Source organism: Pantoea agglomerans NBRC 102470 (genome assembly GCF_001598475.1).
Taxonomy (GTDB): domain Bacteria; phylum Pseudomonadota; class Gammaproteobacteria; order Enterobacterales; family Enterobacteriaceae; genus Pantoea; species Pantoea agglomerans.
The window spans coordinates 99,007-120,841 of the sequence record NZ_BCZA01000009.1 but is presented as its reverse complement, the minus strand read 5'-3'; the positions used below and the strand labels follow the sequence as shown (position 1 = coordinate 120,841).

Annotated in this window: 19 protein-coding genes; 3 read left to right on the top strand and 16 right to left on the bottom strand. The window is 56.1% G+C overall.

Features of this window, described 5'->3' with window-relative positions:
- The first annotated feature begins 35 nt into the window (after positions 1 to 35).
- The 3 genes from coaE to yacG are packed head-to-tail and all read left to right on the top strand — an operon-like array spanning position 36 to position 1,598.
- Positions 36 to 644 (top strand): dephospho-CoA kinase, encoded by a 609-nt coding sequence (coaE, locus tag PAG01S_RS17675; RefSeq protein WP_010253911.1) that lies wholly within the window; start codon positions 36 to 38, stop codon positions 642 to 644.
- Positions 645 to 648: 4 nt separating this feature from the next.
- Positions 649 to 1,392 (top strand): cell division protein ZapD, encoded by a 744-nt coding sequence (gene zapD / locus PAG01S_RS17670; protein ID WP_033756556.1) that lies wholly within the window; start codon positions 649 to 651, stop codon positions 1,390 to 1,392.
- Positions 1,393 to 1,400: 8 nt separating this feature from the next.
- Positions 1,401 to 1,598, top strand: coding sequence for a DNA gyrase inhibitor YacG (yacG, locus tag PAG01S_RS17665; RefSeq protein ID WP_010253903.1), 198 nt, complete (start codon positions 1,401 to 1,403; stop codon positions 1,596 to 1,598).
- A gap of 35 nt (positions 1,599 to 1,633) precedes the next feature.
- On the opposite strand, the gene mutT is transcribed toward yacG, so the two are convergent.
- From mutT to PAG01S_RS17585, 16 genes are all read right to left on the bottom strand, one after another.
- Positions 1,634 to 2,029 carry an 8-oxo-dGTP diphosphatase MutT gene (gene mutT, locus PAG01S_RS17660; RefSeq protein ID WP_010253900.1) on the bottom strand — a complete coding sequence of 132 codons (396 nt, stop codon included), beginning with the start codon at positions 2,027 to 2,029 and terminating at the stop codon, positions 1,634 to 1,636.
- A gap of 154 nt (positions 2,030 to 2,183) precedes the next feature.
- Positions 2,184 to 4,892, bottom strand: a complete 2,709-nt coding sequence (gene secA / locus PAG01S_RS17655; protein ID WP_010671827.1) for a preprotein translocase subunit SecA — start codon at positions 4,890 to 4,892, stop codon at positions 2,184 to 2,186.
- A 74-nt stretch (positions 4,893 to 4,966) separates the two neighbouring features.
- Positions 4,967 to 5,473 carry a secA translation cis-regulator SecM gene (secM, locus tag PAG01S_RS17650; RefSeq protein WP_323054595.1) on the bottom strand — a complete coding sequence of 169 codons (507 nt, stop codon included), beginning with the start codon at positions 5,471 to 5,473 and terminating at the stop codon, positions 4,967 to 4,969.
- Positions 5,474 to 5,773: 300 nt separating this feature from the next.
- Positions 5,774 to 6,691: a UDP-3-O-acyl-N-acetylglucosamine deacetylase gene (lpxC, locus tag PAG01S_RS17645; protein ID WP_010253894.1), complete on the bottom strand. Its 918-nt coding sequence runs from the start codon at positions 6,689 to 6,691 to the stop codon at positions 5,774 to 5,776.
- A gap of 101 nt (positions 6,692 to 6,792) precedes the next feature.
- Positions 6,793 to 7,947, bottom strand: coding sequence for a cell division protein FtsZ (gene ftsZ / locus PAG01S_RS17640; RefSeq protein WP_010253892.1), 1,155 nt, complete (start codon positions 7,945 to 7,947; stop codon positions 6,793 to 6,795).
- Positions 7,948 to 8,018: 71 nt separating this feature from the next.
- The gene (gene ftsA / locus PAG01S_RS17635; protein ID WP_010253890.1) at positions 8,019 to 9,275 is read right to left on the bottom strand and encodes a cell division protein FtsA; all 1,257 of its coding nucleotides are present in this window, start codon (positions 9,273 to 9,275) and stop codon (positions 8,019 to 8,021) included.
- A complete protein-coding gene (gene ftsQ / locus PAG01S_RS17630; RefSeq protein WP_010253887.1) occupies positions 9,272 to 10,111 on the bottom strand; it encodes a cell division protein FtsQ in 840 nt (279 codons plus the stop codon). Before ftsQ ends, ftsA begins: the two co-directional genes overlap by 4 nt.
- Before the next feature lies 1 nt (position 10,112).
- On the bottom strand, positions 10,113 to 11,033 hold the full coding sequence (locus tag PAG01S_RS17625) for a D-alanine--D-alanine ligase (protein WP_010253885.1): 921 nt from the start codon (positions 11,031 to 11,033) through the stop codon (positions 10,113 to 10,115).
- A complete protein-coding gene (gene murC / locus PAG01S_RS17620) occupies positions 11,023 to 12,501 on the bottom strand; it encodes a UDP-N-acetylmuramate--L-alanine ligase (protein WP_010253883.1) in 1,479 nt (492 codons plus the stop codon). Before murC ends, PAG01S_RS17625 begins: the two co-directional genes overlap by 11 nt.
- A 70-nt stretch (positions 12,502 to 12,571) precedes the next feature.
- Positions 12,572 to 13,630: an undecaprenyldiphospho-muramoylpentapeptide beta-N-acetylglucosaminyltransferase gene (murG, locus tag PAG01S_RS17615; protein WP_031594404.1), complete on the bottom strand. Its 1,059-nt coding sequence runs from the start codon at positions 13,628 to 13,630 to the stop codon at positions 12,572 to 12,574.
- Positions 13,627 to 14,841 carry a cell division protein FtsW gene (ftsW, locus tag PAG01S_RS17610; RefSeq protein ID WP_010253879.1) on the bottom strand — a complete coding sequence of 405 codons (1,215 nt, stop codon included), beginning with the start codon at positions 14,839 to 14,841 and terminating at the stop codon, positions 13,627 to 13,629. Before ftsW ends, murG begins: the two co-directional genes overlap by 4 nt.
- On the bottom strand, positions 14,841 to 16,157 hold the full coding sequence (gene murD, locus PAG01S_RS17605; RefSeq protein ID WP_010253876.1) for a UDP-N-acetylmuramoyl-L-alanine--D-glutamate ligase: 1,317 nt from the start codon (positions 16,155 to 16,157) through the stop codon (positions 14,841 to 14,843). The genes ftsW and murD overlap by 1 nt, the downstream gene beginning before the upstream one ends.
- Before the next feature lie 2 nt (positions 16,158 to 16,159).
- Complete coding sequence (mraY, locus tag PAG01S_RS17600) at positions 16,160 to 17,242, bottom strand: phospho-N-acetylmuramoyl-pentapeptide-transferase (protein WP_003854755.1); 1,083 nt, start codon at positions 17,240 to 17,242, stop codon at positions 16,160 to 16,162.
- Positions 17,236 to 18,594 (bottom strand): UDP-N-acetylmuramoyl-tripeptide--D-alanyl-D-alanine ligase, encoded by a 1,359-nt coding sequence (murF, locus tag PAG01S_RS17595; protein ID WP_062759488.1) that lies wholly within the window; start codon positions 18,592 to 18,594, stop codon positions 17,236 to 17,238. The genes mraY and murF overlap by 7 nt, the downstream gene beginning before the upstream one ends.
- A complete protein-coding gene (murE, locus tag PAG01S_RS17590) occupies positions 18,591 to 20,078 on the bottom strand; it encodes a UDP-N-acetylmuramoyl-L-alanyl-D-glutamate--2,6-diaminopimelate ligase (RefSeq protein WP_062759487.1) in 1,488 nt (495 codons plus the stop codon). The genes murF and murE overlap by 4 nt, the downstream gene beginning before the upstream one ends.
- Positions 20,065 to 21,831, bottom strand: a complete 1,767-nt coding sequence (locus PAG01S_RS17585) for a peptidoglycan glycosyltransferase FtsI (RefSeq protein ID WP_010671821.1) — start codon at positions 21,829 to 21,831, stop codon at positions 20,065 to 20,067. The genes murE and PAG01S_RS17585 overlap by 14 nt, the downstream gene beginning before the upstream one ends.
- Between the last annotated feature and the right edge of the window lie 4 nt (positions 21,832 to 21,835).

Below are 21,835 nucleotides of genomic sequence, written 5' to 3'. Positions count from 1 at the left end.
GAAGCCCTGTCGAACAGAGAAGTCAGGTGAGAAACATGCCCTATATCGTCGCGCTTACAGGGGGGATCGGCAGTGGTAAAAGTACGATTGCCCAGGCATTCGCAGCGTCTGGCGTGGAAATTATTGATGCTGACCTGATAGCACGTGAAGTTGTCGAACCCGGCACCCCCGCTTTGCAGGCCATTCAGGCGCGCTATGGCACGTCGATAGTCACTGATGAGGGGAAGCTTGATCGTAGCCGGCTTCGCGACATTATTTTTCAGCAGCCGGAAGAGAAAAGCTGGTTAAACGCGCTGCTGCATCCACTGATTAATGCCCGGACGCGTCAATTGATCGCCGAAGCCACCACACCTTATGTGCTCTGGGTGGTGCCGCTACTGGTGGAAAATCAGTTACAGCACCAGGCTGATCGGGTACTGGTGGTGGATGTTGATGAGGCAACGCAGTTAGCGCGCACCCGGCAGCGTGATCATCTTTCCGTCGCGCAGGCGAAACGCATTCTTGCCGCACAGGCGACGCGCCAGCAGCGCCTCGCCTGTGCCGATGACATTATTGATAACAGTGGCGAGCCCGACGACGCCTTGCCGCAGGTTGCCGAACTCCATCAGCGCTATCTCAGGCTGGCGGCAACGAAACAGGATTAATACCATGAGCACACCCGTTCTGTTTGAACACCCACTGAATGAAAAAATGCGAACCTGGTTACGGGTTGAGTTTTTGATCAATCAGTTAGATGAAATTGTCCCACTGGATAAAACCGTTAATGCGCTGACCTTTTTTCGCCTGATTAGCGAGCTGCTCGACATTTTTGAGCGTGGCGATATGCGTACTGAATTGTTAAAAGAGCTGGAGCGTCAGCAGCAAAAGTTACGTGCATGGGCTGATGTGCCAGGTGTTGATATGACGCTGGTTAATGCCCTGCGCGATAAACTCAAAATTCAGTCGACGCAGTTAATGAATGCCCCACGTATGGGCCAGCAACTCCGCGAGGACCGTCTGATTGCCCTGGTGCGGCAGCGTCTGAGCATCCCTGGAGGATGCTGCAGCTTTGATTTGCCGGGCCTGCACATCTGGCTCCATCTGCCGCAGGAAGCACGCGATGCGCAGGTCGAAGCCTGGATGCTGACGCTGGAGCCACTGCATCATGCGCTGGCGATGATACTGGATCTGATCCGCCAGTCCGGCGCGTTTCATGTGCAGACCAGCCTTAATGGTTTTTATCAGGATAATGCCGAAGGCGCCGATCTGTTGCGACTGCAGTTGTCGCTGGAAGATGCGCTCTATCCACAGGTGTCCGGACATAAAAGCCGCTACGCCATTCGTTTTATGCCGCTTGATAGTGAGCGTGGTGAAGTTCCGGCCCGCCTTAATTTTCAACTGGCCTGTTGTTAGAGGTAAAAATGCAGCAAGAAGTGATGACCGTTGCCTGTCCGCAGTGCGGCAAAGATGTGATCTGGGATGAACTCAGCCCGTGGCGCCCCTTTTGCAGTAAGCGCTGCCAGCTCATTGATTTAGGTGAGTGGGCCGCAGAAGAGAAACGCATTCCCAGCCGCGACGATATGAACGACAGTGACAACTGGAGTGAAGAAGATCGCTGACAGCCGAACCGGATGGGGCGCGCTGCCCCATCCGCTCAGAGTTCGCCGGCGATCAGACGCGCAATCAGCTGATGATTCGCGGGCGGAAACTCCTCCGCGACCAACGCATGCTGATCAACCCAACGCTGCGGCTGACCCTCTTTGCCCCACGGCTCTCCTTTCCACCCTTCAACCAGAAAGAAATGCAGCGTCACCCGCAGATCGTCATAGCTGTGGTCTGCATGACCAATCGGGCGTGCCTCGGTGACCTCAATCCCGGTCTCTTCCTGAAGTTCCCTTATCAATCCCTGTTCGGCGCTTTCGCCCGCTTCAATCTTACCGCCAGGAAACTCCCACTTGTTCGCCATGTAAGAGGTCGCCGCGCGCTGGGCAAGGAAAATTTGTTTACTGGCATTGCGAATGATGCCAACTGCAACCTGCAGGTGCTTCATGGAGACTATCCGGTAGTAATGGGTGAATGAAGCCTGATTTTAGAGCATGCCGTAGCGGATGTTAACCGCTTTAGCTCAGCGGAGTCGCTGTTGCCTGGGTGGCAGAGACCATAAAAAAAGGAGCCAGCGGCTCCTTTTTTATTAGCATTCAGTCTCAGGCGATGCGGCCATGACACTGCTTGTACTTTTTACCGGAACCACATGGGCAGGGATCGTTGCGGCCGACTTTGCGTTCACCACTCTGCTCCGCCACAGGCTCTGCGGCTGCCAGCAGATCCTCTTCAACATGGCTCAGTTGCTGTTGCTGTGCCAGACGTTCAGCTTCTTCGCGACGTTGTTGCTCCATCGCTTCAACTTCCTCTGGCATGCGCACCTGCACTTTGCTCAGCGTACTGATCACTTCATATTTCAGTGATTCAAGCATCGCGGCAAACATGGCGAAGGATTCACGCTTGTACTCCTGCTTCGGATCTTTCTGCGCATAGCCGCGCAGATGGATGCCCTGACGCAGATAGTCCATCGCGGCCAGATGCTCTTTCCACAGCGAATCCAGCGTCTGAAGCATCACGCCTTTTTCGAAGTTGCGCATCATCTCTGCGCCAACGATCTCTTCTTTCTCAGCGTAGCTTTCCATAGCATGGGTCATGATGCGCTCACGCAGCACTTCTTCATGCAGGTCAGGCTCTTTATCCAGCCACTCTGCAATCGGCAGGTTCAGATCGAAGTCAGTACGCAGACGCTCTTCCAGGCCTGGCACGTCCCACATCTCCTCCAGCGACTGTGGCGGAATGTAAGTATCAATAGTAACTTTGTAGACATCATGGCGAATGCTGTTGATGGTTTCGCTAACGTCAGACACATCCAGCAGCTCATTACGCTGACTGTAGATCGCGCGACGCTGGTCATTAGCCACATCATCATATTCCAGCAGCTGCTTACGAATATCGAAGTTACGGCTCTCAACTTTGCGCTGGGCATTGGCAATCGCTTTGGTGACCCACGGATGCTCAATCGCTTCGCCTGGCTTCATGCCCAGTTTACGCATCATATTCGAGACGCGGTCTGAGGCAAAAATACGCATCAGCGCATCTTCCATCGACAGGTAGAAGCGAGAAGAACCGGCGTCACCCTGACGACCTGCACGACCACGCAGCTGGTTGTCGATACGACGCGATTCGTGACGCTCAGTACCGACGATGTGCAAACCACCTGACGCCAGAACCGCATCATGACGAATCTGCCATGCCGCTTTAATCTCTTCGATTTGCGCTTCAGTTGGCTCTTCCAGTTCGGCCACTTCAGCGTGCCAGCTGCCGCCCAGCATAATATCCGTACCACGTCCGGCCATGTTGGTGGCGATAGTGACCGCACCCGGCTGACCAGCCTGCGCCACGATATCCGCTTCGCGGGCGTGGAATTTGGCGTTCAGAACGTTATGTTTGATACCGGCACGGGTCAGTTCGTTAGAGACCACTTCTGATTTCTCAATCGAGATGGTTCCCACCAGCACCGGCTGACCATTTGCAGTACGCTCACGGATATCTTCGATAATGGCATCGATCTTCTCTTTCTCGGTCATGTAGACCAGGTCAGCCAGATCTTTACGCACCATCGGACGGTTAGTCGGCACGACAATGGTGTCGAGCTTATAAATGGAGCTGAATTCAAATGCTTCGGTATCAGCGGTACCGGTCATACCGGCCAGCTTCTCGTAAATACGGAAGTAGTTCTGGAAGGTGATAGAGGCCAGCGTCTGGTTCTCGTTCTGAATCTCAACGCCTTCTTTCGCTTCAATCGCCTGATGCAGACCATCAGACCAGCGACGACCCTGCATGGTACGGCCGGTGTGTTCATCAACAATCACCACTTCACCATCTTTCACGATGTAATCCACATCGCGGGTAAAGAGTGCGTGCGCACGCAGCGCCGCAGTGACGTGGTGCATCAGCATGATGTTGGTCGGAGAGTAGAGTGACTCGCCCGCTTCCATGATGCCCTCGCTGACCAGCAGCTCTTCCACTTTGACCAGACCGCGCTCAGACATGTGAGCCTGACGCGCTTTTTCATCGACCCAGAAGTCGCCTTCACCCTGATGGGTTTCGGTATCTTCTTTATCCTGGCGAACCAGATGAGGGATGATCTTGTTCACTTTGGTGTAAAGCTCAGAACTGTCTTCTGCCGGACCAGAGATGATCAGCGGCGTACGCGCTTCATCGATCAGGATGGAGTCGACCTCATCCACCAGCGCATAGTGCAGTTTACGCTGTACACGCTCTTCCGGGCTGAAAGCCATGTTGTCGCGCAGGTAGTCGAAGCCATATTCGTTGTTGGTGCCGTAGGTGATGTCTGCTGCGTAAGCTTCACGCTTTGCCACCGCCGGCAGGCCCGACATGTTGATACCAATGGTTAAACCCAGGAACTCAAACAGCGGACGGTTGTTTTCCGCATCACGCTGTGCCAGATAGTCGTTGACGGTAACCACGTGAACGCCTTTGCCGGACAGCGCATTCAGGTAGGCTGGCAGCGTTGCGGTCAGCGTTTTACCTTCACCGGTTCGCATCTCAGCAATGCAGCGATCGTTCAGCACCATACCGCCGATCAGCTGCACGTCGAAGTGACGCATCCCGAACACGCGTTTACTCGCTTCACGCACGGTTGCGAACGCTTCCGGGATCAGGCTTTCCAGCGATTCACCTTTTTTCAGGCGTTCGCGGAACAGATCCGTTTTAGCTTTCAGTTCATCATCAGAGAGCTTCTCAAAATCGGGCTCCATCTTATTGATGACGTCCACCACTTTACGCATACGACGCAGGGTACGATCGTTACTGCTACCAAAAACCTTGGTTAAAATTTTGCTTAACATAGTAAATATATTCTCAATTCAGCCGGAGCATTCCGGACTGCGAAATCTTAACAGAGTGAATAAAACCAAAAATATTAGCAGAACAATCGGGCAGGTCCGGCGCGAATGCCATGCACGCTGGCATGCCACTCTACCCATGAACGGGTAACGGCCGTGAAAAGAGGCGGCGTAGAGATCTGCTGCGGTGCAGTGTGCAGCGCAGAATGTGATGTCAGTAAACTATGCAGTGAGTCGATCAGCGCCAGCTTTTGTGCCGCCAGCGGTAATGTCTGTTGCTCCGCCTGCGCCTGGGGCGCCAGCGTGAAAGAGAGATGACGAATAACGGTACGGATGGCGTGCTGATGCCAGTAATCCACGCTGAAGCTCGGGCGTCGGGATGCTTCCTGCAGCCGGATCAGGTGATCAAAGCGTGTGGCATTGCCAAGAAAGAGACTGCTGGCCGGAGATTCAGACGACGCGTTGAGTTCGGAGCTTTGCGCACAGGCTGGCAGGCCAAAGCTGGCCGCTACCATCCCTAACAGGAGATGAGGCCAGAAGTAGCGTCTACCTAATTGTCGCCAGCGCAGAAGAATCCCGATCACAACCTTTCCATCGCGCATGCTCTGTTGCGCTCTTGTTTTCTGGTACCCGCCGCGAGCCGCAACGGATTTCGGCCTGTAAAAGCGCCACAGATAGTATCATTAATGTGGGGCATCCACACCTGGGATTAAAGTGATGGCGAGAGAAAACACGTGTGATTGTTCAGCAAATCAGCAGAACAGACAACGCTTTGCGAGCGAGGTCGCAGTCATCAGGCGTGTGATAAGAGGCAATAAAAAACGGCTGGCGCCGCTGACCGGAGAGGGTGTCAGCATAACCAGCCGTTTCACGTTCCGGGGTAATTAAGCCAGAACCAGATTCGGTGCTTTGAATGCCAGCGGCAGTTCAGCTTCGTCTTCGAAGGTTGCCCATTCCCAGGCTTCCTGCTTAGCCAGAACCGCTTGCAGCAGTTTGTTGTTCAGCGCGTGGCCCGATTTGAACGCAGTGAATGCGCCAATGATGTTGTGACCACACATAAACAAGTCGCCAATCGCGTCCAGCATTTTGTGACGGACAAACTCGTCCTCAAAACGCAGGCCTTCTTCATTCAGTACGCGGAAATCATCCAGACCTATCGCACAATCTAAGCTACCGCCCAGGCACAGGCCTTTAGACTGCAGATATTCGATTTCACGCATAAAGCCAAATGTACGCGCCCGGCTGATTTGACGAACAAAGGCGTCAGCAGAGAAGTTCATCGCATAACGCTGTGAGCTGGAATCGATAGCCGGGTGTTTGAAGTCGATGGTGAAATCAAGCGAGAAGCCGTTAAACGGTTTGATCTCGGCCCATTTGTCACCCTCTTCCACACGCACGGTCTGCTTAACACGCACAAATTTCTTCGCGCTGTTGAGCTGCTCGATGCCCGCATCCATCAGCAGATAGATAAACGGTGCTGCGCTGCCATCCATGATCGGGATTTCTGGCGCATCGACTTCAACAATAATGTTGTCGATACCCAGACCCGCCAGGGCGGCATTGAGGTGTTCAACCGTTGAAATACGTACGCCTTCATCATTCACCAGGCAGGTACTCAGCATGGTGTCGCGCACGTATTTTGCATCAGCCGGAAAATCTACCGGTGGATTCAAGTCGGTGCGACGATAGATGACCCCGGTATTAGCCGACGCAGGGCGTAATGTCAGGGTGACTTTTTTGCCGGTATGTAAACCGACACCAGTCGCCTGAACAATACGTTTTAATGTCCTTTGTTTGATCATCGTATTATCTCGCAATATCACCTGTCCGACCGCCAGTATACTTTACCAGCGGACAGAGACTTTAGCACAAAGAGCGGAGAATCCCAATTATAGGGTTAATCCTAATCGGCCTGCTTACGTAAAAAGGCCGGAATATCAAGATAATCGGGCTCTTTGTTCGACTGCGCAGCCTGGTCGTTAACGACTTTGGCAGCAGGTTTCTGCTCCTGCGGCAGCGGTGACATACCGTGCTGCTGATAGCGATGATCCATCACTGGCTGACTGGCTGGCTTGTTGGTTACCAGGGTGATTTCAGGACGCTTGTCCATGCCGATACCGGTTGCCACCACGGTGACGCGCAGTTCGTCATTCATTTCCGGATCCAGTGAAGTACCGATCACGACGGTCGCGTTGTCAGAGGCGAAGGCGCGGATAGTGTTACCCACGGTCTCGAACTCATCCAGACGCAGGTCGAAGCCCGCCGTAATGTTGACCAGCACGCCACGCGCACCAGAAAGGTCGATATCTTCCAGCAGTGGGCTGGAGATCGCCATTTCAGCCGCTTCTTCCGCACGATCTTCACCGCATGCGACGCCTGAACCCATCATCGCATAGCCCATTTCGGACATGACGGTACGCACGTCAGCAAAGTCGACGTTCATCAGGCCAGGACGGGTGATCAGCTCAGCGATACCCTGAACGGCGCCTTTCAGCACGTCATTAGCTGCACCAAACGCATCCAGCAGAGAGATACCACGGCCCAGCACTTTCAGCAGCTTGTCGTTTGGAATGGTGATCAGTGAATCGACATGCTTAGAGAGTTCGGCGATGCCCTGCTCGGCAAACGCCATGCGCTTTTTGCCTTCGAAGTTGAACGGCTTGGTGACAACCGCCACCGTCAGGATACCCAGCTCCTTAGCCACTTCAGCCACTACAGGCGCTGCACCGGTACCGGTACCGCCGCCCATACCTGCTGCGATGAAGACCATGTCTGCCCCTTCCAGCGCAGAACGCAGTGCTTCGCGATCTTCTTCTGCAGAGTTACGGCCCACTTCCGGGTTCGCACCCGCACCCAGACCTTTGGTAATGTTATTACCGATCTGAATGGTCTGGCCGACAGCTGTTTTACGCAGCGCTTGCGCGTCGGTATTCACAGCAAAGAATTCCACACCTTCGATACGCTCGCGTACCATGTGCTCTACGGCGTTACCGCCGCCGCCACCGACGCCGATGACTTTAATCACCGCGTCGTTGGTTAATTCCATAGGTTCAAACATGATTTCTCTCCGTTATGTGCCTGTCGCCTGGAGATCACTAAAGAAAACAGCATGATCCCCTTTCACAAAAATTAAAACTCTTTTTTTAACCAACTGTTAATACGCTTGAACCAGTTACCTACTGAGACCCGTTTTTCGGTCTCTGCATCACCGTTCATGTGCGACTCTTTGCCGTAATGCAACAGTCCCACGGCAGTGGAGTAGTACGATTCCTGCGCATAGTCAGTCAGGCCGGTAATATTCAGCGGCTGTCCGATACGCACCTGCGTATGGAATACGCGTTGCGCACAGGCCGCCAGTCCTTCGATTTGCGCTGCACCACCGGTCAGGACAATGCCTGCGGCTAAGTGATGCTTCACGCCCTGCTGACGCAGTTGTTCCTGTAACTGCAGAATCTCGTCATTGACCAGATTCAAAAGTTCGGTGTAACGCGGCTCAATCACTTCAGCCAGCGTCTGACGTTGCAGGCTACGTGGTGGACGTCCGCCCACACTCGGCACCTCAACGTTCTCATCTTTGCCGACAATCGAGCCCAGCGCGCAACCATGGCGCACTTTGATCGCCTCAGCATCCGTTGGTGGTGTGCCAAACGCATAGGCGATGTCGCTGGTAACGACGTTGCCTGCATACGGAATAACCTTAGTGTGCCGTAAAGCGCCGCCGGTATATACGGCTATGTCCATTGTACCGCCACCAATATCGACAACACACACGCCCAGCTCACGTTCGTCTTCAGTCAGAACGGCAAAACTGGAGGCGAGACCGGCAAAAATCAGCTGATCCACTTTCAGCCCGCAACGCTCAACGGCTTTAACGATGTTCTTCGCCATATCGTTGTGGCAGGTGATCAGATGCACTTTCGCCTGCATACGCACGCCGGAAAGCCCGACCGGATTTTTAATCCCTTCCTGATAGTCGATGGCGTATTCCTGAGGAATGACGTGCAGGATGCGATGCTCGTCACGTACTCTCACCGATTTGGCGGTATGTACGACGTTCTCTACATCATCCTGAGTCACTTCCTCTTCGGAAATCGGAACCATCCCGATTTCGTTCTGACAACTAATATGTTTGCCCGATAAAGCAAGGTAGACGGAGGAGATCTGGCAATCTGCCATCAGCTCAGCCTGATCGATGGCGCGCTGAACGCATTTCACCACCGACTCAAGGTCGTTTACGCCACCTTTATCCATACCGCGGGAAGGGCAGCTGCCCACCCCAATAATGTTGACCATACCATCGGGCAGAACTTCCCCAACCAGGGCGGCAACCTTCGCAGTGCCGATTTCGAGTCCAACTACCAGTTTTCTGTCCGTTGCCTTGATCATTGTTGTTTAGCCTGTGCCTGGTTCTGTTGCTGATTACTGTCCTGTGGCTCCATCACGATCGGTGTCCAGCCAACAGAAGCGCCAGAGTCGTATCGTAAATCCACGTAGCTGATACGTTTGCTCTCGTTCTGACCTTGCTGTTGCAGCACCGGGTAGAGCTCAATAAAGCGATTCAGGCGTTTCATGGTGTCGCTGCGGCCCAGTTCGATACGAACATCGTCGCTGGTGACCAGCTGCCATGAACGCCGCGCCGTCATCGACGCCACCTTCAGAGTAAACTTCCGGGCTTTCAGCACATCATCCATGCTGTGATAGCCCGCCAGGACCTCTTTCTCACTCCCTTCCGGCCCGTATAACATCGGCATTGTCTCTTTGCCGACATGACTGGCGGGTACGCTGAAGGAGACACCCTCAGCATCCACCATGTGCAAATCGTTCCAGCGCGCCACCGGTGTGTACTCCACAAGGTGGATCTTCAGTTCGTCCGGCCACTGCTTACGTACGCTGACCTGCTTAATCCAGGGCAGCCGCTCAATCTGCTGCTGCAGGATGTCCACGTCCTGAGACATAAACGTACCAGGCGGACCCAGCGACAAAATCGCCTGACGAATATCATCGTGTGTGGTGTAGTGCGTCTGTCCTGTCACCACCAGTTTTGACAATGGCAGCCGGGACGCATCGTTCATCCACTTCAGTACCACCAGCCCGCCAGCAACCATAATCCCGATGACGATCAGCAGAAAAATAATGCCGAACAGTCGGGCACCGTTACTGCGCCCGGTGCGAATACGCTCCTGCGGTTCACGGTTTCGAACTCTCATCGCCGCCTGTGACATATCAGTCGGCCAGCTCCAGAATATGGGCAACCAGCTGCGGGAAGCTCATGCCCGCCTGTTTCGCTGCCATTGGCACCAGACTGTGGCTGGTCATGCCCGGTGAGGTATTGGCTTCCAGTAACTGAAAGCGCCCTTCCCCGTCGGTCATCACATCAACCCGTCCCCAGCCGCGACATCCCAGCGCACGCCAGGCCGCAAGTACCAGCTGTTGTAATTCCGCTTCACGTTCAGCGCTTAAATCGGCCGGACAGACGTACTGAGTATCGTCAGAAATGTATTTAGCTTCATAGTCATAGAACTCGCTGGCGCTCTTTATTTCAATCGAGGGCAGAATACGATCGCCCACAATCGCGACGGTGTACTCCGCGCCACTGAGAAACGCTTCGACCAGCACGTCATTGTCATGCTTAAACGCCATGTCCAGTGCCGCCGGCAGCGCGCTCAGATCGTTAACCCGACTGATGCCCACGCTGGAGCCTTCACAGGCTGGCTTGACGAACAACGGCAGGCCAAGTGCCGCAATTGCCGCGTTGTTTTCTGCGTCCAGACCGGCATCAAACTGCTGACGCGTCAGCCAGACAAACTTTCCTGACGGTAAACCACGTCCCTGCCACAGCAGCTTGGTGCGCAGCTTATCCATAGTCACGGCCGATGCCATCACGCCGCTGCCGGTGTACGGCAGTTGCAGGAACTCCAGCACCGCCTGCAGCGTGCCATCTTCGCCGCCCCGGCCATGCAGTGCGATAAAGGCTTTGGTAAAGCCCTGCTCTTTCAGCGTCAGCACAGAGACATCACGGGTATCGATGCCATGCGCATCAATGCCCATTTCCCGTAATCCGGCGAGGACGGCCTGACCTGAGTTCAGCGAAACCTCGCGCTCTGCCGAGGTGCCACCCATTAATACTGCAACTTTATCCGCCATGACGATCCTCCGCTTTGCGTTCCGGCTGGAGCTTAGTGTCAGCCAGCTTGCGGGCAACCTTGCCGACGTTACCGGCTCCCTGCACCAGAATCAGGTCATTGCCTGACAGCAGCGGTGCCAGCATCTCTGGCAGCGCGTCATGTTCCGGCACCAGAATCGGATCCACCTTGCCGCGATTACGAATCGCACGGCACAGCGAACGGCTGTCAGCACCCGGAATAGCGGTTTCACCGGCAGAGTAAACATCCAGCATCAGCAACACATCCACATGCGACAGTACGTTGGCGAAATCATCAAACAGATCGCGGGTACGGCTGTAACGGTGCGGCTGAAACACCATCACCAGTTTTTTATCCGGCCAGCCTGCACGCGCGGCTTTAATTGTCGCGTCCACTTCGGTGGGATGATGACCGTAATCATCAACCAGCATCGCGGTGCCCGGCTGTCCGTTGACCGGCTCTGTCGGGAATTCACCCAGCAGATCAAAGCGACGGCCCGTGCCCTGGAAACTCTCCAGCGCAGCCAGGATAGCATTGTCTTCAATGCCCTCTTCACTGGCGACGGCGACGGCGGCTGCCGCATTCAGGGCGTTGTGGCGACCCGGCGCGTTCAGCGTAATCTGCAGCGGTGCTTTATCCTGACGGATCAAGGTGAAATGCCCCTGCGCGCCACTCTGTTCATAATTTTCAATGCGCAGGTCAGCATCATCACTGAAACCGTACGTGGTGATATGGCGTCCCACGCGTGGGATCAGATCACGAATAACCGCATCATCCACACACATCACCGCACGACCGTAAAACGGCAGGTTGTGCAGGAAGTTAATAAACGTCTGCTTCAGGTTCTCAAAATCGCCCTGATAGGTGTCCATATGGTCAGCTTCGATGTTGGTCACAATCGCCACCATCGGTTGCAGATGCAGGAACGACGCATCACTCTCATCCGCTTCAGCAATCAGATACCGGCTGTGACCCAGACGGGCATGGGTGCCTGCTGCTTTGACCAGTCCGCCGTTAACAAAAGTCGGATCGAGACCCGCTTCCGCATAAATACTCGACACCATCGCCGTGGTGGTCGTTTTGCCATGGGTACCCGCAACGGCGATGCCGTGACGAAAACGCATCAGCTCAGCCAGCATCTCCGCGCGACGGATCACCGGGATACGCTGTTCACGTGCCGCCACCAGTTCGGGGTTATCCTGCGAAACGGCGCTGGAAACCACCACCACGCTGGCATCGGTCACGTTTTCGGGGCGATGGTTAAAATAAATGGTGGCACCCAGCGCAATCAGGTTCTGCGTCACCGGGTTAGGGGCCAGATCTGAACCGCTGATATGGTAGCCTTCATTTGCTAACACTTCGGCAATACCGCCCATGCCAGCACCGCCGATGCCGACAAAGTGGATGTGCCGGACGCGACGCATCTCGGGCACGATAGAACGCAGTTTTGCCAATTGTTGTGTATTCATCGCTCTCAGTTACCTGCTATTTCAGTTTGTACCCAGTCCGGGTACAGGTCAGACGCGCTGACCGGAATGATTACTTTGCGGCGCGAGCCACTTCCTGAGCGACCCGTTCAGTCGCATCAGGGATCGCCACCTGACGGGCCTGCTCAGCCATCGTCAGCAGTGTTGCGCGATCCCAGTGGCGTAGCTGATCCGCTACAGCCTCCGCAGTAAATTGCGGCTGCTCAAAAATTCTGGCGGCGCCCGCTTTCTCCAGCGGCAGCGCGTTCCAGTACTGCTGGCGATCTTTGTGCTGAAATGGCACGAAAATCGCCGGTAAGCCAGCGGCAGCGACTTCGCTCACGGTTAACGCGCCGGAGCGGCACACCACCACATCAGCCCAGGCGTAGGCGGCAGCCATGTCATCAATAAACTCGGTCACCTTGTGCTGCGTCTGCCCGACCTGCTGATAAGCTTTCTCTGTTTCGGGCAACGACCCTTTACCGGTCTGATGCCACAGGGTGATCTCATCACCCACCAGCGCGGCAACCTGCGGCAGCGTCTGGTTCAGTATCCGCGCACCCTGACTGCCACCGATCACCAGCACCCGTATCGGGCCATGACGATCTGCCAGACGTTGCGCGGGTAAAGGCAGTGCCAGTACATCAGTGCGAACCGGATTTCCCACCACATCGGCGGCGGGAAACGCGCCCGGAAACGCCTGCAATACTTTCGTAGCGATTTTCGCCAGCCATTTATTGGTCAGCCCGGCAATACCGTTCTGCTCATGCAGCACCACCGGAATACCGCAACTCCAGGCCGCTAAGCCGCCAGGACCGGAAACGTAGCCACCCATGCCCAGCACGACATCCGGCTGCCAGGCTTTCATGATGCGACGGGCCTGACGCCATGCATTAAAGATGCGCAGCGGTGCCAGCAGCAACGCCTTCATGCCTTTACCACGTAATCCGCTGATGCGGATGAAGTCGATGTCGATGCCGTGCTTTGGCACCAGATCGGCTTCCATACGGTCGGCAGTGCCTAACCAGCGGACCTGCCAGCCCTGTTCCATCAGATGATGGGCGACAGCCAGACCGGGAAAGACATGTCCGCCGGTTCCGCCTGCCATCACCATCAATCGCTTACCGCTCATCGACCACCTCGGGTAAACGCCTGCGCTTTCGCCAGGCGCGTTTCATAATCTATGCGTAATAAAAAGACGATGGCAGTCGACATAATGATCAGACTCGACCCACCGTAACTGATCAGCGGTAAGGTCAGACCTTTGGTCGGTAACATACCGGCTGCTGCACCGACGTTAACCAGCGCCTGGAAGCTGAACCAGACTCCGATTGAACAGGCTAAAAAGCCGGAAAAACGCTGATCCAGTTCCAGAGCACGACGGCCAATCGACATCGCACGAAAAGCGACGAAGAATACCATTAAAAGTGCCATTACCACACCGACGTAGCCGAGTTCTTCCCCGATGATGGCGAAAATAAAGTCGGTATGCGCTTCGGGCAGATATTCCAGCTTTTGCACGGAGTTACCGAGCCCCTGGCCCCAGAATTCCCCGCGACCAAATGCCATCAGTGACTGGGTCAGCTGGTAGCCGCTGCCAAAGGGATCTTCCCACGGGTTCCAGAACGAGGTCACACGGCGCATACGGTAGGGTTCTGCAATGATCAGCAGGATCACCGCAAAGATGCCGGAACCGATGATTGCCAGGAACTGCCACAGTTTGGCGCCCGCCAGGAACAGCATCGCCAGGGTCGTCACAAATAGCACAACCACCGTACCGAGATCCGGCTGCGCCAGCAGTAACACGGCCAGCACCACCATCACGCCCATCGGCTTACAGAAGCCCCAGAAGTTGTTACGCACCTCTTCCACTTTGCGCACCAGATAACTGGCGAGATAGCAGAACAGAGAGAGCTTCGACAGCTCTGCAGGCTGAATACGCAGCGGACCCAGCGCGATCCAGCGCGATGCACCGTTAACCGAGCTACCGACTACCAGAACAATCAGCAGCATCGCGACCGTGACCATCAGCATCACGTTGCTGTAGCGCTGCCAGAAATCCATCGGCACCCGCAGCGTGACCAGCGCCATACATACAGCCAGCACGATGTAGAAGGCATCGCGCTTGGCAAAATAAAAGAGATCGTCATTCAGACGCTGACCCACCGGCATTGAAGCCGACGTCACCATCACGAAACCAATCACCGCCAGGCCCAGCGTCAGCCATAGCAGTGTGCGGTCATAGAGCACCAGCGAAGAGTCATCACTTTCGCGTGCGCCCATGACCCAGTCTTTCAGGCGTCCTGAGAAATATCCCGCCAGTCCGGCGCCAGGAATACGCATCAGCTCAGCTCCTTCGCCAGTTGCGCGAACTGCTCACCGCGCTGCTCAAAGTTACGGAACTGGTCAAGGCTGGCGCAGGCTGGCGACAGCAGAACCATATCGCCTGCTTTAACCTGCGGCGCAATCTGCTCCATCGCCTGGCGCATGGTCTCAGTGCGCACGGCGATCTCCGGACGCAGCGCCGCCAGCGCATCGCCATCGCGACCAAAGCAGTAAAGGCGCACATTGTCGCCCTGCAGCCAGGGGATCAGCGGCGTAAAATCGGCCGACTTGCCATCACCGCCCATCAGCAGCCACAGCGTTCCCTTCACCTGCAGGCCATTCAGCGCCGCTTCGGTGCTGCCGACGTTGGTGGCTTTGGAGTCATTGATCCAGCGCACGCCCTGATGCTCATGGACCAGCTGGAAGCGATGCGCCAGACCGTTAAAGTGCGTTAAGGCAGCCAGACTGGAAGCACGTGGCAGACCCACCGCATCGGCCAGCGCCAGCGCAGCCAGCGCATTGGTGTAGTTGTGCTGTCCCACCATCTTCATTTCAGCCGTGTTCAGAACTTTCTCGCCTTTCACCCGCAGCCAGATACTGCCCTGCTGCTTGTTAAGGTGGTAGTCCCCGAAATCGACACCAAAGCTGACGCAACGGGTGTCCGCGCCGCGTACCGGCATCGTCAGGGCATCATCGGCGTTAACGATGCAGACCTGTGCATTTTCATAGACCCGCAGCTTAGCGGCGCGATACTGCTGCATACCCAGCGGATAGCGATCCATATGATCTTCGCTGACGTTAAGTATGGTTGCCGCCGCGGCTTTCAGACTGTGCGTGGTCTCCAGCTGAAAACTCGAAAGTTCCAGTACATAGAGTTGCGCCGGTGACTGCAGCAGACTCAGCGCGGGAAGACCAATATTGCCGCCGACGCCCACCTGCCAGCCTGCGGCTTTCGCCATTTCACCCACCAGCGTCGTGACCGTGCTTTTACCGTTGGAGCCGGTGATCGCCACGATCGGCGCCTGCGCCTCGCGGCAAAAGAGCTCAATGTCACCGACAATTTCGATGCCGGCTTCGACGGCTTCGCTGAGAATCGGATGCGCCAGCGCGACGCCAGGGCTGGCAACAATCAGATCGGCCGCCAGCAGCCAGTCGCCGTTGATGCCGCCCAGATGGCGTTCAACCTGCCCGGGCAATTTATCCAGCCCCGGCGGCGAGACACGGGTGTCCATCACGCGAGGCGTAACGCCCTGCGCTAAAAAGAAATCAACACAGGAGAGCCCGGTGAGGCCCAGCCCGATGATGACGACTTTTCTACCCCGATAGTCAGCCATGATTAACGCACCTTCAGCGTGGCCAGGCCAATCAGCACCAGCATTAGCGAAATAATCCAGAAGCGCACAATGACGCGCGGTTCCGGCCAGCCCTTAAGTTCATAGTGGTGATGGATCGGCGCCATGCGGAAAATACGCTGGCCGCGCAACTTAAACGATCCCACCTGCAGGATCACCGACAGCGTTTCAACCACAAATACGCCGCCCATGATCACCAGTAAAAATTCCTGACGCAGCAACACCGCAATGGTGCCCAGCGCGCCGCCCAGCGCCAGCGAACCCACGTCGCCCATAAAGACCTGAGCCGGATAGGTGTTGAACCACAGGAAGCCCAGCCCTGCCCCGACAATGGCGGTACATACAATCACCAGCTCACCGGCGTGACGCAGATAGGGAATATGCAGATATTCAGCAAACTTCACGTTACCGGTGGCCCAGGCAACCAGCGCAAAGCCCGCGGCGACAAAGACGGTTGGCATAATCGCCAGCCCATCCAGGCCATCGGTCAGATTGACCGCATTACCCGTTCCGACAATCACAAAGTAAGCCAGCAGCACATAAAACAGACCTAGCTGCGGCATGATGTCTTTGAAAAAGGGCACGACCAGTTGGGTCGCGGGGGTATCTTTACCTGCCGCATAGAGCCCGAACGCGACGCCCAGCGAAATCACCGACATCCAGAAATATTTCCAGCGGGCGATCAGGCCTTTGGTGTCTTTGCGTACCACTTTGCGGTAGTCATCGACAAAACCGATGATGCCAAAGCCGATTAACACGAACAGCACGCACCAGACATAGGGATTCGACGGATATGCCCACATCAGCACCGAAATGGTGATGGAGGTCAGAATCATGATGCCGCCCATGGTCGGCGTGCCGCGCTTACTGAAATGCGATTCCGGGCCATCGTTACGGACGACCTGGCCAATCTGTAATTTCTGCAGCCAGGCGATCAGGCGCGGCCCCATCCAGAGAGAGATGAATAACGCGGTCAGCAGGCTGACAATGGCGCGAAACGTCAGATAGGAAAAGACGTTAAATCCCGAATAAAAAGCGACCAGATGCTCGGCCAGCCAAACTAACATGTTCCTTTCTCCTTTAAGCTCTGTACTACCTGCTCCATGGCGGCACTACGTGAACCTTTTATCAGGACGGTAATTTCTGAGTGTTCGGACAACAATTGACGCAAACGTTCAGTCAGCGCAGTCTTATCGCTGAAATGTTCGCCAACTTCACTGCTTTCACTGATGAAATGGCTGAATTTTCCGGTGCTCAGCACGCGATCAATGCCTGCATCACGTGCCGCTTGCCCCACTTCGCGGTGACAACTTTCGGTCTCTTCACCCAGTTCCGCCATATCACCCGTGACCAGCACCCGGTAACCCGGCATCTCTGACAGGACCTGAACAGCTGCTGTCATCGAACCGACGTTAGCGTTGTAGCTGTCATCCAGCAGCAGCTGATGCGCAGAGAGGCGAACCGGGAACAAACGACCTGGCACCGACTGCAGGTTTTTCAGCCCCTGCTGAACGGCGCTAAGCGGTGCATCCACTGACAGAGCCAGTGCCGCCGCCGCCAGGGCGTTGGCGATGTTATGCCGACCCGGCAATGGCAGCACGATCTCAGCTTCGCCACGCGGCGTTATCATCACAAAATGAGTACCATCCTGAGCAATGCGGATATCACGGGCGGAGAATTCACACTCTGCCGCCTGCGGTGAGAAACGCCACACGGTTTTATCCTGCAGCGTGCTCTGCCAGTTGGGCCAGTCATTGCTCTCTGCGTTCAGAATCGCAATGCCGTGAGCCGGTAAGCCCTGGAAGATTTCGCCCTTGGCTTTAGCAACACCGGCCAGCGAACCAAAGCCTTCCAGATGCGCCGCGGCCAGGTTATTCACCAGCGCGCTTTCCGGTTGAACCAGTCCGGTGGTGTAGGCGATTTCGCCCTGATGATTCGCACCGAGTTCGATGACCGCATACTGATGTTCTGCGGTCAGCCGCAGCAGCGTCATCGGTACGCCATAATCGTTGTTAAGATTGCCTGCGGTGTAGAGCGTTTCGCCACACTCACGCAGAATCGCCGCCGTCATCTCTTTAACCGAGGTTTTGCCGGAGGAGCCGGTCAGCGCCACTACACGGGCGGTCGACTGCTGACGAACCCATGCGCCCAGCCTGCCAAAGGCGAGACGGGTGTCTTCAACCACCACCTGTGGCACAGCGACAGGTAAATGCTTACTTACCAGCAGCGCCTGTGCGCCATTCGCAATGGCATCGCCGGCGAAGTCGTGCGCATCAAAGCGTTCGCCCACCAGCGCAACAAACAGGCTGCCCGCCGTGACTTTGCGGGTATCGGTGGTCACGTCACTCAGCGTTAAATCGCTGCCATGCAGCGTGCCGCCGGTGATCTCCGCCAGGGTTTTTAATGAAACCGGAATCATGCAACGCCTCCCAGCAGTGCCGCAACGGTGGCACGATCGGAGTAGTCGAGACGGCGATTGCCAATGATCTGATAATCTTCATGGCCTTTGCCAGCCACCAGCACGATATCGTCGGGCTGCGCCTGCATAACGGCGTTAGTGACCGCCTGCGCACGACCAGAGACCACGCGGGCGCGGCCTGGGTCCAGCAAACCGGTCAGAATATCTTTTACAATCGCCTGCGGATCTTCGCTGCGCGGATTGTCATCCGTAATCACCACCACATCCGCATATTGCTCAGCAATCGCGCCCATTAACGGGCGTTTGCCTTTGTCACGGTCACCGCCGCAGCCAAACAGGCACCAGAGTTTTCCTTTGCAGTGCAGACGTGCCGCTTCCAGCGCTTTTTCCAGCGCATCCGGGGTGTGGGCATAATCCACGACAACCGTCGGTTTTCCTGCGGCGCTGAACACTTCCATACGCCCGTTGACCGGCTGCAACTGCGGTGCAACGCTGATTAGCGTCGCCAGCGGATAATCCAGTGACAGCAGCGTCGCCAGCGCCAGCATCAGATTGCTGACGTTGAAGGCACCCATCAGCGGACTGTCGATTTCGCCGTTGCCCCAGCTGGAGCTGAAACGAATATGTGCGCCGTTATCGTGGTAATCCACCGCATCGGCTTTAAGCCAGCGCCCGTGGCAGCCCGGCTGGAGGTTATCCTCCATGGTGACCGCAACGGCATCAGGTAAGCGCGCCAGCCAACGACGACCGACTTCGTCATCCGCGTTAAGAATCGCCTGCCCGACCTGATGCTCAGAAAAGAGCAGCCATTTAGCTGACTCATAGCTCTGCATATCACCGTGGTAATCGAGGTGATCGCGGCTGAGATTGGTGAAGACCGCTGCGGCAAACGGCAGCGCAGCGACGCGATGCTGAACCAGTCCGTGTGACGAGACTTCCATTGCGGTCAGGGTCGCCCCTTTTTCAGCCAGATCGTGCAGCAGATGCTGAACATCAACCGCTGAACCCGTGGTATTTTCTGCCGCCGCTAAGTGACCTACCAGCCCATTTCCGACGGTGCCCATCACCGCGCTGGTCTCACCCAGTAGCGTCGCCCACTGCGCCAGCAACTGGGTGGTGGTGGTTTTACCGTTGGTGCCGGTGACGCCAATCAGCTTCTGTTTTTCGCCCGGCTGCTGATAAAAACGGCCTGCCAGGGCCGAAAGGCGCTGATGCAGCTGCGCCAGATAGATAACCGGTACGCCGTGCATTTCACGGATTTCGCCGTCGACCGCTTCACCCTCAGCTTCCGCCACCACAGCGGCAACGCCCTGCGCAATTGCCTGCGGAATGAAACGGCGTCCATCAACCTGATGGCCTGCAACAGCGACAAACAGATCGCCAGAAGCCGCAATGCGGCTATCCAGGGTCATGTCACGCAGTGGGCGCGCCGGCGCGCCTGGCACCCAGGGGCCGAGTAAATCGCGCAGGTTACGATCTGTCACTTGATTCCTCACTTCTGTTAGTCACCAGCTCATTCTTGTCATTGGTCGGTAACGCGTCCGGCTCGATGTTCATGGTACGCAGTACGCCACCCATGATGGCTCCAAATACCGGTGCAGAGACCGCACCGCCGTAATACTTGCCGGCCTGGGGATCGTTGATCACCACCACCAGCGCGAATCGGGGATGACTGGCAGGCGCGACGCCTGCGGTGTAGGCAATGTATTTATTGACGTAGCGTCCGTCCGGCCCGACCTTTTTCGCCGTACCGGTTTTTATCGCAATGCGATAACCCTTGATTGCCGCTTTGACGCCCCCGCCTCCGGGCAGCGCCACGCTTTCCATCATGTGCATCACGGTTTTCACCAGTGACTCATCGAAAACGCGTTGTCCCGCGACGGGCGGATCCACTTTGGTGATCGACAGCGGGCGATTAATGCCATAGCTGCCAATCGTTGCGTAGACTCGCGCTAACTGTAACGGCGTTACCATTAGCCCGTAGCCGAAAGAGAAGGTGGCCCTCTCTATGTCAGACCACCGTTGTTTTTTAGGGTATAAGCCACTGCTTTCCCCGACCAGCCCCAAATTGGTCGGTTTGCCCAGTCCAAAGCGCGCGTAAGTTTCTACCAGCGCTGAGGAAGGCATCGCTAACGCCAGACGTGAAACACCGACGTTACTCGACTTCTGTAAAACCCCTGTCAGGGTCAATTCGTTGTAGCGCGCCACATCTTTGATCTCATGACCATTGACGCGGTACGGCACGGTATTCAGGACGCTGTTCTCTCTCACCACACCACGCTGCAGCGCCGTCATCACCACCATCGGCTTCACGGTAGAGCCAGGTTCGAAAATGTCGGTGATGGCGCGGTTACGCATCAGATCTTTTGGCGTGTTGCCGAGATTGTTCGGGTTGTAAGCCGGGCTGTTGGCCATCGCCAGCACTTCACCGGTATTGACATCCACCAGCACCGCCGTACCCGATTCCGCTTTGTTAAAGGCAACGGCGTTATTCAGTTCACGGTAAACCAGCGCCTGTAACCGCTCATCAATGCTCAGCGTCAGGTTATGAGCGGCCCGGCTGTCCACCGAAGAGATATCCTCGATGACCCGACCGTACCGATCTTTGCGCACCGTCCGCTCGCCGGGTGCACCGGTCAGCCACTTATCAAAGCTCTTCTCGATGCCTTCAATGCCCTGCCCGTCGATGTTGGTAAAGCCAATGAGATGGGAGGTGACCTGCCCGGCAGGATAGTAACGGCGCGACTCTTCGCGCAGATGAATACCGGGAAGTTTGAGTTTTTTAACGTAGTCGCCGATAGCCGGATTGACCTGGCGCGCCAGATAGACAAAGCGGCCTTTGGGATTGGCATTCACGCGGGCGGCCAGCTGATCAAGGGGAATAGAGAGCGCATCGGAAAGCGCCTTCCAGCGGCTGTCCAGCGTCACGCCGCCACCGGCGTGCAGCTCTTTGGGATCGGCCCAGATAGCGTTGACCGGCACGCTGACTGCCAGCGGACGTCCGGCGCGATCGCTGATCATACCGCGTGAGGTGGGCACCGCCTGAACACGCAGCGAGCGCAGATCGCCCTCTTTTACCAGCTTGCCAGGATTAATCACCTGCAGCCAGGCCACACGTGACAGCAATCCACCCAGCGCCAGTAAAATACAGCCGCACAGCAACGCAAAACGCCAGCTTACAAAGCTGGCTTTATCTTCCGGTTTCTTCAATTTCAGCGTTCTGCCTGTGCCGCTCATTCGC

Excerpts from the sequence above, each read along its gene's own strand:
- murG (WP_031594404.1), bottom strand. The coding sequence starts at position 13,630 with ATGAGCGGTAAGCGATTGATGGTGATGGCAGGCGGAACCGGCGGACAT.
- lpxC (WP_010253894.1), bottom strand. The coding sequence starts at position 6,691 with ATGATCAAACAAAGGACATTAAAACGTATTGTTCAGGCGACTGGTGTC.
- PAG01S_RS17625 (WP_010253885.1), bottom strand. The coding sequence starts at position 11,033 with ATGGCGGATAAAGTTGCAGTATTAATGGGTGGCACCTCGGCAGAGCGC.
- PAG01S_RS17585 (WP_010671821.1), bottom strand. The coding sequence starts at position 21,831 with ATGAGCGGCACAGGCAGAACGCTGAAATTGAAGAAACCGGAAGATAAA.
- yacG (WP_010253903.1), top strand. The coding sequence starts at position 1,401 with ATGCAGCAAGAAGTGATGACCGTTGCCTGTCCGCAGTGCGGCAAAGAT.
- murF (WP_062759488.1), bottom strand. The coding sequence starts at position 18,594 with ATGATTCCGGTTTCATTAAAAACCCTGGCGGAGATCACCGGCGGCACG.
- murC (WP_010253883.1), bottom strand. The coding sequence starts at position 12,501 with ATGAATACACAACAATTGGCAAAACTGCGTTCTATCGTGCCCGAGATG.
- ftsZ (WP_010253892.1), bottom strand. The coding sequence starts at position 7,947 with ATGTTTGAACCTATGGAATTAACCAACGACGCGGTGATTAAAGTCATC.
- ftsW (WP_010253879.1), bottom strand. The coding sequence starts at position 14,841 with ATGCGTATTCCTGGCGCCGGACTGGCGGGATATTTCTCAGGACGCCTG.
- mraY (WP_003854755.1), bottom strand. The coding sequence starts at position 17,242 with ATGTTAGTTTGGCTGGCCGAGCATCTGGTCGCTTTTTATTCGGGATTT.
- coaE (WP_010253911.1), top strand. The coding sequence starts at position 36 with ATGCCCTATATCGTCGCGCTTACAGGGGGGATCGGCAGTGGTAAAAGT.
- secA (WP_010671827.1), bottom strand. The coding sequence starts at position 4,892 with ATGTTAAGCAAAATTTTAACCAAGGTTTTTGGTAGCAGTAACGATCGT.
- ftsQ (WP_010253887.1), bottom strand. The coding sequence starts at position 10,111 with ATGTCACAGGCGGCGATGAGAGTTCGAAACCGTGAACCGCAGGAGCGT.
- murD (WP_010253876.1), bottom strand. The coding sequence starts at position 16,157 with ATGGCTGACTATCGGGGTAGAAAAGTCGTCATCATCGGGCTGGGCCTC.
- mutT (WP_010253900.1), bottom strand. The coding sequence starts at position 2,029 with ATGAAGCACCTGCAGGTTGCAGTTGGCATCATTCGCAATGCCAGTAAA.
- ftsA (WP_010253890.1), bottom strand. The coding sequence starts at position 9,275 with ATGATCAAGGCAACGGACAGAAAACTGGTAGTTGGACTCGAAATCGGC.
- zapD (WP_033756556.1), top strand. The coding sequence starts at position 649 with ATGAGCACACCCGTTCTGTTTGAACACCCACTGAATGAAAAAATGCGA.